We start from the raw sequence: 10,993 nt of genomic DNA, 5'->3' as shown, positions 1-10,993 counted from the left end.
TAGTTTATGTAGACGCCGCCAAACTCCGGACATCTCCTACCACAGACATCGGCGACCGAGGCGTCTACTCTTGGACCCTCCAAACCTCACCCTCCGAGTATTTGAGCAGCGCTCTGCTGCAGAACACCTTGAGCATCGCTTGGAACACAGGAAACTACTCCACGCTCGCAGCCGACTTGCGAACAAAACTATTCCCGGTGAACCTAGGTGATCCCAAAGACCAGCCCTCGTTGGCGCTGCGCTCTTTGGAGAACCTAGCCCCAGCTACAGCCCGGAAGCCAATTGTCCTCGTGCGCTCTATCAGGGCCGACGGGAGACATCTCTACCTTCCGCTGGGCCTCTTGGAAGCAACTGGAAGGTTCAAGTCCGCTCCCGCATACATCTTTCCACTGCCGAGAGCGAGCTACACGGCGTACCCATGCGTACCTCGCTGGACGCTCGGGTACCCGGACAAGTTGAGCACCGGTGTGGGTGCTCCTTCGCAACTACCGCTCGACGAAGCCACTTCGTTCTTGCCCGACCGTAGGACAAGCAGGCTGCACGGCTTCTCCGACTTGCGCTGCTACTTCAATCCGACTGCGCCGGATTGCTCGGCAGGCGTGACGGGCAGCGCGCCCGCGGACCCCGAGGGGCTGCTGCTGCTTGCTCATCAGGGTGACGGCGCTCTTTGGTACACCTACCAGCCGGAGACGAAGTGGCCGAAGGTCCTCATCGAAGAGAACCAGCGAAAGTTCCGATCCGGAAGCATTGCATTCATCACGGCGTGCTCTGTCGCAAACCCAAACGGCGACAACCAGAAAGTTCTCGAACGCTTGAACAGAAACGGGATTGACGCGATGGTCGTGTCGCCCTTTCCGGTCGAGGTGACATACGGGCAGTACTTGGCGCGGGCGGCCATTGATGTCATTCGGATCGCTCACGATAAGCAAGAGACTCCGACACTGTTGAAGGTCTTTGAGGACGCCGCCAGCAAGGTAGCGGCCGAGCATCCGGAAGACAGGTTCAAGCAGCGTCGATTCGAATTTCTATTGCTTGGCAATCATCAGCTCAGACTTTGCAAATAGCGCAATCGCAGATCTGGAACGGAGATCCTTCGTGAGAAAACTCGCCTTGCTGCTTTGGATGCTCTCGACCATCCAGTCGGCCTACGGTCAGTCCGGTACGGCTTGCCCGATGCTCCTACCCAGTGCCGGCGAGCGGTACTTGGTCGTTATCAGCGACCTGCACTTCGGACTAGGCCTCCAGAAAGATGGCAGCTGGAACCCCACAGAGGACTTCAGATGGGGCGTTGCGCTGAAGGGCTTTCTGGATCGGACATCCGCGTGCGGGAAAGGGGCTGTCGACCTCGTAATTGCTGGGGACGCTATGGAGCTATGGCAACCTCCGGCGACGGTCAAGTGCGATGGTGCCAACGCCGATACCGCGTGCACACCATCTGAGCTACTAGCGCTGGTCAAGCTGGTCGCCACTGCGCACATGGGAGACCTACAGACGCTCGGCGCCTTTGCGGACGAGGGGAGCAATCGCGTGTTCTTCGTCCCAGGCAATCACGACGCCGGCATCATGTTGGACGATGCTTGGTCGGAGGTTCTGATCTCCATTGGGTCGAAATCGGACCGCGTGTTTCGTTGTGGCCCCGGCGCCCGCCCTCCGTGCGCGCCGAATGGCCTGTGGATTTCCGGCGACGGGATGATTGCAATCGAGCACGGTCATCAAATCGGTGCCGATGTCAATGCCTTCTCGGCTTGGCCGAATGTGTKGGTCGACGTTCAAGGCAAGCGGTATCTTGAGCGTCCCTGGGGCGAAAAGTTTGTTCAGAATCTTTTCAATGCAGAGGAGGTCGAGTATTCGATCATCGACAACCTCAGTCCGGAAACCGCCGGAGCGCGATATCGAATAGCGGACCGTGGTCTGTGGAAGTCAATACATGATGTTGCCCGGTTTCTTAGGTTCAATCTCTTCGAGACCTCTCTATCACAGAAGGTTCAGGCGCTAGGTACTCCCGGTGGCCCAAGCGAAGCAGACATCTCCAAGGCTCGGGCACGCGGCTACAGGTTGGTCGCGGGGGCACTCCCTCCAGACGACCCGCTCCGCAAGGAGTTGGAGGGAACGTCCTCCGAAGCACTCGCGCTCCAAGCAGAGCTCAAACGCATGGTCGAACAAGAGGTGACCCCTGAAGAGCTCTCGCAGCTCTGCAGCCAGATTGCCATCAGGAGCAATGGGACGGACACCTGCGGAGCTACCTTTGGAGCAGCATTTCAGAAGGTTCTCATACCCAAGCAGCGGGTCTTTGCCGCCCACCTTGGCGCACGAATGAAGGAGTCTGGCCTTGCCGGCCTTCGCCTCTTCGTCTATGCACATACCCACGAACTAGAAGAAGGCTGGTGGGTGAAGACCGAGAAGCACCCGGTGCAGGTGTTCAACACCGGGGCATTTCAGCGTGTTGTCAATGAGAAAGGCTTTCTGAGCAGAGCAAAGGCAGCCGGCCTCGTGCCGGGCGCCGCACTGTCTAAGCTGGGCGTCGAAAGTTTGCCCCCTTGCTACACCGCAGTGGTGGTCGCCATGGATCCAGAGACGAATCTTCCGGATGGGCGCACCGTCCGTTGGCGCATGACGGAGAGTACTGCCGGCTCCTTTGTCTCCGCGACTGACGCGAGTTGCGATTGAGGTCCAACATACGTCTAGAGTTCGTTTCTCCCGAGGAGACACTATGTGCGTAGTTGACCCTGACAAGGCCACCATCCCCAATGCCGCTGGGGACGCTGGTCCTGCTCCAGCCATTGAGACCAACATTGAGGCGTCCCTCAAAGAGAGTCGGCGAGTTGGCATTTTTGTCGGCGCATTCGCACTTGCCGCGACGGTTGCCGGAACAGTAGTCGCAGGAATGTTCTCTCCCAACCTTCCTCCCACTCTCATCGTCACGAACGCCGCTGTTGTCATATTGGCCCCACTCTTGCTGTTCGCAACCTTCGCGTTGCGCGATAGAACCGATAAATCTCCTCTGCATGCGATCTTTGTGAACATCATGGCGCTTGTGCTTGGAGGCCTCGCCGGGGGCGCACTTGCCGCCTTTTGGGTGCCCTTCGGCGAGACAGACAAGGGCGTGTACGGGCAAATCGGCGCCGCGGTCGCAGCCTTCGTTTCGGGCTACGCTCTGAGCAAAGTGGGGCCCATCTTCGTCCAGAAGCTGGACACTCGCGACGGCGTATTCTTAACGCAGCTGGCGCTCGGCGCGGCTTGCTTCATCCTTTGTGCGGTGGCCATAGTCACTCATCGAGTCGAGTGGTTGGCAACCTCGATGCAAAAGGCCCCAGCGGCGGAAGACTCAGCACTGCGTGAAAGGGAAAAAGCGGACGTCGCAGCACTGAGGGCCGCCTATGCTGCGTCTGCAGCGGTGTTGGCAGTTGCGCGAGCCGCTTCTGCTCCCCCTTAAGAAATTCATGCTCAATGCCTCGTTCTTCGGAGTACACGCGCGCGGCCGGCGAACCAGCTATCCAAAGTTGGTCCGGAGCGAAGCGCCGCTCCGTCCACTTCGGGTGTCGTCGGCGCTGGCTGCAGGTGGTCACCCCAGTCACCGATGTCAGCATGTCCGCGACGGCTAGCTGCAGTTCGCGCTTATCTTGGCGGCGTCAGCTACCAGGTCCCTGAATGCATTGGTCAGCTCGCTCACCCCGAACGGCTTCAGCTTGTCGGCCGTCGGAAGCTTGGTGATAGCGGCTGAAGCGGCGGCGTCGATCTGCGCCTGGGCACCAGACTTGACCGCGTTGACCTGGGCGAGCACAAGGCGAACCTTGGCCTCAGCGACGTCCCGAGCGTAGTTGGCCTTCATCGCCTCGTCCGGACTGCCCTGCACGGCGCCAAGTTCGGAAGTCCTTGTACCCAGCTCGCCAGCTGCGGCCTTGAGTTGGCTGGCACAGGTCTTGAAGGGTTCTGCTGGAGGGGTTTCCTTCACGCCCAACTTGGTCGAAACGACTGACTTGAACTCAGTGATTACGGCGGCAGTGGCGAGCCCGCTGCGCTGACCCTCAGCCGCCTTCTTCTGTAGTGCGTCGAAGGCCGCACCGACTCGGCCTGCTTGCAAGTCAAGCTGCCGCCGCACTCCATCGGCGACGTTGGCCGCCCCCACCAATTCGATGCCTAGCGCGGCACCCGGTGCTGGCTTGCCCGAGGTCACCAGCAGCGATGGCACATTGCCCCCCGCGATTGCGAGAAGCTTATCTAAGCTACCGTTAGCTTGCAGTTCAGAGACGGGCTTGGCATTGAGCTCCTGCAACGCGCGCGCACTCGTCATCGCTCGTGCGGCCATTCTCAGACCTGGCGTCTCAACCTCCTTGATGGAGTCCTGGGCCTCGATCAACCCCGCCAGCGCAGAGCAGTTGCCGTCGATGACAATGGCGTCGTTGATCGCCGCCTCCATTGAGTACTCCTTGATGCTCTTGTCCTTTCGGCCGTCCATCAGTTCATGCTTGAGCCGGTTCTGCCGTAGCTCGATGGMCTGCACGATCACGTGGGCGGCCAAGTTGCTGAAGTAAGCTTGGTTGTACTCGGCCTGAATGCCGCTGAAGAGTCCAGCAGTGCCTGCCAGGTTGCGCGATGCTGCTGCTCCAGGCACAACGGCACCGAGTACGCCCGCCAATGTCGTCAGCGAGCCGAGCGTGAAGTTAACGTCGGTCTGCTGGCGGCGCAGAAATGTCTTGAACACATTGCAGCGCGAGGTAGAGACCGCCAGTATCTTGTCCTGCACACCATCGCGAACTAGACGCTTCTCCTCGTCCGGCTGGCCATTGGTTCGAAACCATGCCAACGCCAGATCGTAGAGCCGACCATAGGCCATTTTTCCTTCCGCGTCCCTGTCCCAGTCCTTCAGGCCGCTGGACTTGTGTTCAGGATCGATCATCTCCAGCAGGTTCACCTGCTCGAAGTTCTCTCGCCTAATCACCGGATAGCTGCTGTGCCGATCGACCGATTGGTACTGCTCGCTACCCTCCTTGCTAAGAACCTCGTTGAAGCCCGCGCGGAACGACCCGCAGCCTACGAACAGCGGCGCTAGTACCAAGACCAGCCAGTGGCGATAAAGCCGAAGTTGCATTGCAGCCTCCCGGTTGTAGACGTGTCAACGCGCAGGTGTTCATCGCACGCATGCGCCTTTCCCACGCTAATGCGCCGGTCGGGAAGAGTCATCCCACTTCTTGTGGAGATCTCGGCCAGGGATTCAGGCGCGTAGCGCCTACTCAGCCTAGCCTGCACTCGTCGAAATTCAACGCTGGAGGTGACGCACCGCGGCCGGAATTCCCAATGAATAGGCAATGCGTCACCGCCTACATGGCGGAAACCCTTGGTAGTGCGACGCAACCCCGAGGGCGAGATCGGGGTTCTCGGGAACGTTGGACACGCAGTAGAGATTGCCAATCTCGCTGTATAGAAAGTCCCGCATGAAGAACGTGCGCGACAAGCGGCCGAGCTCTTCGAGGGCTGCGACGGACTCAAGTCGTCTCATAAGTCATCCTCGACGCACCATACCTGCTAATGCGAGGCCAATGCCGGTCACCCTTCGCCTCCATGCAGTCGTCGCTGTGCCTGCGCCACCGCTTCGGGTGAGAATGACTCTGGATACTTGAGAACGACGGCTTCAAAGGTGAAGTCCTCCATCCCAGCCTCAACCAAGGCGTCATAGCCCTCCGTTGCAGTTCGTCTGGCAACAACGCGATCGACCGTTGGGAGTATTCCGTTTCGTTGAATGCTTTGCCAAGTGCGACTGGCTCGAGCCCTCTTGCCTGTCTGCTGCGATCGTGCCTCTTCAAAAGCGTAAATGCACTGAAGCGCCTCTCGCTCGACGTCTGTGGTTGCGCCGAACTGGAGTGCACGAAGCTCAACAGCCCGTCGCCGAGCCAGCACGGCAAGATCAGGATGACTTGCCTGAACATTCTTAGCGAATTGCTCGCAATCGTCAGGCGTCTTGAGTCGATCGACACGTGGGTCTGGCACTGGGACCTCCAGAGAGCGATAGAAGCTTAGAGTTCGATGCAAGGGACTCTATTGCTATGGCGCAAGGTGATGGGAAGCCGTCTTGAAAGAGATCGTCCGGCGTATTCATGGGGCAACGTGCGGCTGCCGCAGACGTCCCATTTACTGAGGGGTTAGGCATGCAGCGCGCCTTTCAGAAACTGGACAGCTTTCTTCCTGGCTTTGCCTTGAGGTGTGTTTAGCACTCCTGGAACCACCAACTCCTTTATGAACTTGGTACCTTTAACATTCTCGAGCAGCGGGTTGTTTGACAAGGCCATGCCAATGAGCAAGTCTTCGAGAAACCGACTGGCTTTGTGACCATTCACGCCCGGCTTTGCAAACTTTCCCCCAGGGGTGAGCTTGTTGACCAAGATGAGCCGAGGCTTCCCTTGCATTTTGTCGAGCGACGAATTGAAGGCATTGATCTTGTGAGGCTGAAAGCACTCGCTTCTGAAGCTCTGCTTCTCAGCCAGGCCAACGTACCAAGGCTTCTTTCCTACGCAGAAGACATAGCAGCCGACACCACCAGATAGCCCCGGGACCTTCTCATCCACCGCGAGCCAAAAGTCGCGCTTGGCCTTTGCTGACTTGTCCACCAAGCGACCAGACCGCGTGACCTCAAATGGGCCATGAATGTCGTAGTTCAAAGCTCACCTCCTCCGTGCCCAACGTTCAAGGTAGTGGGCGCCTCGAGCTTGCCTCAAGGAGTCCATTTAACTGATAGGTTAGGGTTCACTCCGCACACAGTACTGGCCAGCCATGCTTCGAACGCCACACCTGCTCACCGAGATGAAGAAGAACTTCATTGCATTGACAGTCGGCCATGAATCTGTGAAGGGTGACAAAGTGGAATATCCATTCAAAGTCAAAGAGCTCTGGATACTTGGCCAGCGCCAGGCCGGCGGTGCCAGGATCAGCGAAAGTATGCTCCTTTGCGCGGGCCAGAAGTTTGGACGCCAAGCCTGAGTAGACCCCTCTCGTGTTGAAGTAGGGAGCCAGATTGTTGGTGAAACGGCCTGCTCTTCGTTGAATGTCGTAGTTCCTGACCTTGGCCGTTTTGTGGTCCCTCGCACGTTGGTACGTCGTGCTCCACAGGTGTTGGCGCTGGAGTAGCTCAATCGGCGTATCGGTGCTGATGTAGTACCACCCAGGCTGGTTAGGAATTCCGCCATCGCGATGCCATCTGCTGTTGCGTAGATCGATCTGCACGCTCGAATGCGTGCTATCGAGATAGTCCGACAGGTCATGCATATGAACCTAACGTTCCACGTAGGGGCATCGACGCAGGCTGGCTCCTTGATAAGAGATCAGATGCCGTCTCCCCAGGAAATCGGATCTTGCTTAAAGTCATCTGCCTCCAGCCTTCGCAGCTCCTGAAAGCTGTCGCAGTGGGCCTTGATCTCCGTCCAGGCACGCTTGATGGAGGGAGGGCGAGGTTTGCTTCAATGCCTGCAGACCAATACTTCCAGACTGCCTCCCCAATGCGACCACGTTGACGAAGCGAGACTTGCTCGTTCGAAAGGTCGACGTACCGATAGAACTCATCAAACGCCTCCAGGTACTCTGGTTCTGTCAGTTCCTGGCCCAGCAACGCTCTGGTAGGGGATCCGGCTGGCCAAGTCCCTGTATTCCTTGGCGAGCCCGTCTTCAAACTGAAGCTGCGCGATGTTCTTAGAGACGCGAAGTTGCCCGAAGGCGAAGATCACTCCGACTGCGGCGACCACTGACGCCACGGCGGAAATCCATTCAGGGGTGAAGCCCATTCGATTTACCTCTACGCCGGGAAGTTGGCCATGATGGGGTACCTAACGTTCGCGTTCGAGGCAAGAGGCAACTTCCACCTCGAAGCAAAGATTCCCTCTATTGAAGGGTTAGCCTTCAGGCGCTTGAGGCGCGGTCTGGGTTCCATGAGGTGGCTCCATCAGTGACCAGTTGTTCTCGTATAGCGAGAGAGGCTGCCTGTTGAGTTTCAGCCAGGAGAGATCCCGAAACCAAGCATTCTTGCGGCCTTCACCGGGGTTGTTGGCGCTCAGCTTGGCAACTCCATACGGCACAACCCAAGAGCGAACTACGCCCGACTTGGGCTTGAAGATGAAGACGATCCAGTCGCATTGTTTGCGGTCATCGAAATTGAACCACTTGCTTGTCTTCCAGCCCTCACTCTCGCTTCGAGTCTTGACGCTCACTCGTACCAAGCCGTGCCCAGTCTCGACGGCGAGATCGTAGGCTTCCCAGTTGTCCGGCATTTTGGCGGCGTACTTTCCAGCAAAGCTGAATTGACTGAGGGCGTAGTGCTCGCCCGCATCTCCGAGAAGCTTTCCAGCTGGACGGGAAGAGGAGGCCATGGCTGGGTATGAGGTCTAACGTTTTACCTGAGCGGCCGCCACGGGTGGGCGAAGCCCGCTTGCGACTGTCCGTTCGATTGGAATGCGAAGGGACTTCCCACCTTCGGGCAACGGCGTCGATGCGCCAAGATTGGTGGTACGAGTCATCAATCTGCAGCCATTGAAAGGGGAAGTCCGTGGACAAGATTACCCGAGTTCCGGCGGCGCGCGTGGGTGTGGACCTATCCAAGCGCGTGATCCAGGTACACGCTGTCGATGGCGCCAGCCGCGTGTTGATCAACCGAGCCCTGAGCCGAGACAAGTTCCTGCCATGGTGCCGTCAGTTGCCGCCGGGCTGCGTGGTGGTCATGGAGGTCAGTTCGAGCGCTCACCACTGGGCGCGCAAGCTGCTTGCGATGGACTTGGATGCACGCATCGTCTCGGCGCAGCTGGCGGCGCCGTACCGCGCTGAGGGCGCGAGCGGGAAGAACGACGCGAACGATGCGGCTGCCATCTGCGAGGCTGGCGGGCGTCCCCACATGCGCTTCGTGCCGGTCAAGAGCGTCGAGCAGCAAATCATGCTGTGCGTGCACCGGCTGCGCGAAGGGGTGAAGGCCGATCGCACTGCCTGCATCAATCGTATACGTGCTGCTGCTTGAATTCGGCGTTGCCGTTCCCACTGGCGTGAAGGCTCTGAGCGCGACACTGGACTCCATCCTGGAGGACGCCACCAACGAACTGAACGGCCTGGCGCGAATGACCCTGCAGCGCGCCCAGGCGCAATGGTGCGAGCTGGATGCGCACCTGGCCTGGTGCGACGACCGGCTGGCTGCGCATGAGCATGACAACGACGCTGTCAAGCGCGCCGGGCAGCTCATGGGAGTGGGCCCGGTGACCGCCTCGGCGGCCGTGGCCACGGGGGGCGACTTCAAGCAGTTCCGCAGCGGCGCGCAGTTCGGTGCCCGGGTGGGGTTGACTCCCAAGCAGCGCTCCAGCGGGGGCAAGAGCAATCTGGGCACCATCACCAAGCGCGGGGACCCGTACCTGCGCACGCTGCTGATCCAGGGAGCCAAGTCGGTGGTGAACACGGCGCACACCCGTAGCGATCCGATCTCGCGCTGGGTGCTCGCCCTGAAGCAGCGTTCGGGATGGCAAAAGGCTGTGGTGGCGCTGGCCAACAAGAACGCCCGCATCCTGTGGGCGGTGATGACCCGAGGCGAGCGCTTCGACGCGAATCACGTCAGCGCAAAGCCAGGCGCCCAAGCCACGGCATGAGCCGAAGTCATATTCCTTTGCAAGACGAACGATGAAGATGCACTGACAGGTCAGACCGGCAGCGGGCAAGCTCGACTAACCCTTGGTGGCGCAGCAATGCAAGTCCACGCGATAGGAATGGAGCCCCGCTGAGCGGTTCGCATCTGGGTCCGCACGCGCAATACCGCTCGTGCAACAAGGCCGTCTGTAGAGTGGCAGTCTGCTCGCTGTTCAGCGCCTTCATTCAAGCGTCGCGACGAAACAAACCGAACGATCAATGCAGCTTAGGAAAGAAGAAGACGGCCCGCCCTGTTGACTTGCCGAGGAGTCCCTGTAAAGGGTTAGGGCTCACTGCCCTCCACGTGCTGTTTGAGGCGGTTTTCCATGCGGCGCACCCTTGCAGGAGCGACATATACGTATTCCACTATTGCACGAAAGAAGTCGTCGATGAGCTCAGCGTCCCAGATAGTGACCTCTTCTTCGACCGCGTGAGCACCCATGTTCCCCACCTTGCGCAGTAGTTCAGACATGTGTGCGAAGTACCCGGGAAGAGTGCCGTTGTTGCTCAACTCCTGCAGCTTGGTGTAGAGGTCGCGGCCAGTAGCCCCCTTGTCTTTGGCAATGAATTCGAGGAGTCGGCGAACCTGACCCACGAATGCACCCGGCGCCCGGTGACGGAGAGGCAAGACCTCCGTGTATAGAGCGATGACTTTTGGAGGGACTGGCTCTGCGGGCGAAACGGTGTGAGCTGCGGGAATTAGCTCCGGCCCGCGCGGGTGAAGTTTGCTTAACCGCCACTCCCGTGCGTCCGGAAAGTTCAAGAAGTCCCCGTACAGGTTCAGTCCGCCGCACGTTCCGCAGGAATATGCTGCCCACGTGTATTCCTCAAGAAGCTTCTCCACCCTCCCGTCGTTTTCGATCTCGTCCCAAAGCATCGGGTTGGCATAGGCGAACCTGAGCGCGTGAGGAGTTCTATTTCCACAGTGGCTGCAGTCGAGCACTGGACTTTGAGGGAGTGGCATGATGATTTCGCTTGATTAGCGATGATCCTCAGCCACTGACTCACCGGGTGAGCCAGTAGGGTCGGAAGATGAATTGGCAGACATCAGGAGGCCAATCATGCCGATGAATCGGGTGCAATTCCAGAAGGGGCTGTCGTTTGGAGAGTTCATGCGTCAGTTCGGGACGGAGGAAGGCTGCGAGCAGGAGTTGCAGGCGCAGCGCTGGCCGCAGGGCTTCAAGTGCCCCGCGTGCGGCAGCGACGAGTACAGCAATTTCAGGCGCGGCAGGCTGTTGTACTACCAGTGCTGCAGCTGCCGCCACCAAAGCAGCCTGATCAGCGGGACTGTGATGGCGTCCAGCAAGCTGCCGCTGAGGATGTGGTTCCTCGCAGCCTATGTGCTGAGCCA

General features: G+C 59.1%; 9 protein-coding genes and 1 pseudogene. 5 read left to right on the top strand and 5 right to left on the bottom strand.

What is annotated here, in order from left to right; genetic code table 11:
* The 3 genes from AC1DYI_RS17295 to AC1DYI_RS17285 all read left to right on the top strand — a co-directional run.
* Positions 1–1,064 (top strand): hypothetical protein (locus AC1DYI_RS17295; protein WP_477205375.1); only part of this gene is annotated, 1,064 nt, incomplete at its 5' end.
* A 31-nt stretch (positions 1,065–1,095) separates the two neighbouring features.
* Positions 1,096–2,667 (top strand): hypothetical protein, encoded by a 1,572-nt coding sequence (locus tag AC1DYI_RS17290; RefSeq protein ID WP_477205374.1) that lies wholly within the window; start codon positions 1,096–1,098, stop codon positions 2,665–2,667.
* A gap of 43 nt (positions 2,668–2,710) precedes the next feature.
* Positions 2,711–3,433, top strand: a complete 723-nt coding sequence (locus tag AC1DYI_RS17285) for a hypothetical protein (protein WP_477205373.1) — start codon at positions 2,711–2,713, stop codon at positions 3,431–3,433.
* 165 nt (positions 3,434–3,598) lie between these two features.
* On the opposite strand, the gene AC1DYI_RS17280 is transcribed toward AC1DYI_RS17285, so the two are convergent.
* The 4 genes from AC1DYI_RS17280 to AC1DYI_RS17265 all read right to left on the bottom strand — a co-directional run bounded on the left by AC1DYI_RS17280 (position 3,599) and on the right by AC1DYI_RS17265 (position 8,351).
* Positions 3,599–5,089 carry a hypothetical protein gene (locus tag AC1DYI_RS17280; protein WP_477205372.1) on the bottom strand — a complete coding sequence of 497 codons (1,491 nt, stop codon included), beginning with the start codon at positions 5,087–5,089 and terminating at the stop codon, positions 3,599–3,601.
* Between the two features lie 1,048 nt (positions 5,090–6,137).
* Positions 6,138–6,653: a hypothetical protein gene (locus AC1DYI_RS17275; protein WP_477205371.1), complete on the bottom strand. Its 516-nt coding sequence runs from the start codon at positions 6,651–6,653 to the stop codon at positions 6,138–6,140.
* An 85-nt stretch (positions 6,654–6,738) separates the two neighbouring features.
* Complete coding sequence (locus AC1DYI_RS17270) at positions 6,739–7,257, bottom strand: hypothetical protein (RefSeq protein WP_477205370.1); 519 nt, start codon at positions 7,255–7,257, stop codon at positions 6,739–6,741.
* 620 nt (positions 7,258–7,877) lie between these two features.
* Complete coding sequence (locus AC1DYI_RS17265; RefSeq protein ID WP_477205369.1) at positions 7,878–8,351, bottom strand: PDDEXK-like family protein; 474 nt, start codon at positions 8,349–8,351, stop codon at positions 7,878–7,880.
* 176 nt (positions 8,352–8,527) lie between these two features.
* Between AC1DYI_RS17265 and AC1DYI_RS17260 the strand changes: the two are divergent.
* Positions 8,528–9,605, top strand: a pseudogene (locus AC1DYI_RS17260) (IS110 family RNA-guided transposase).
* A gap of 320 nt (positions 9,606–9,925) precedes the next feature.
* On the opposite strand, the gene AC1DYI_RS17255 reads toward AC1DYI_RS17260, so the two are convergent.
* Entirely contained in the window at positions 9,926–10,519 is a 594-nt protein-coding gene (locus AC1DYI_RS17255) for a DUF4145 domain-containing protein (protein WP_477205368.1), read from the bottom strand.
* Positions 10,520–10,703: 184 nt separating this feature from the next.
* Between AC1DYI_RS17255 and AC1DYI_RS17250 the strand changes: the two genes are divergently transcribed.
* A partial coding sequence (locus tag AC1DYI_RS17250) for a transposase (RefSeq protein ID WP_477205367.1) occupies positions 10,704–10,993 on the top strand: 290 nt, incomplete at its 3' end.

The sequence above is a fragment of the Ideonella sp. P3_A4 genome, from assembly GCF_056403075.1.
Note: the sequence above shows the minus strand (reverse complement) of the source record. Positions and strands in the feature narration are given on the sequence as shown.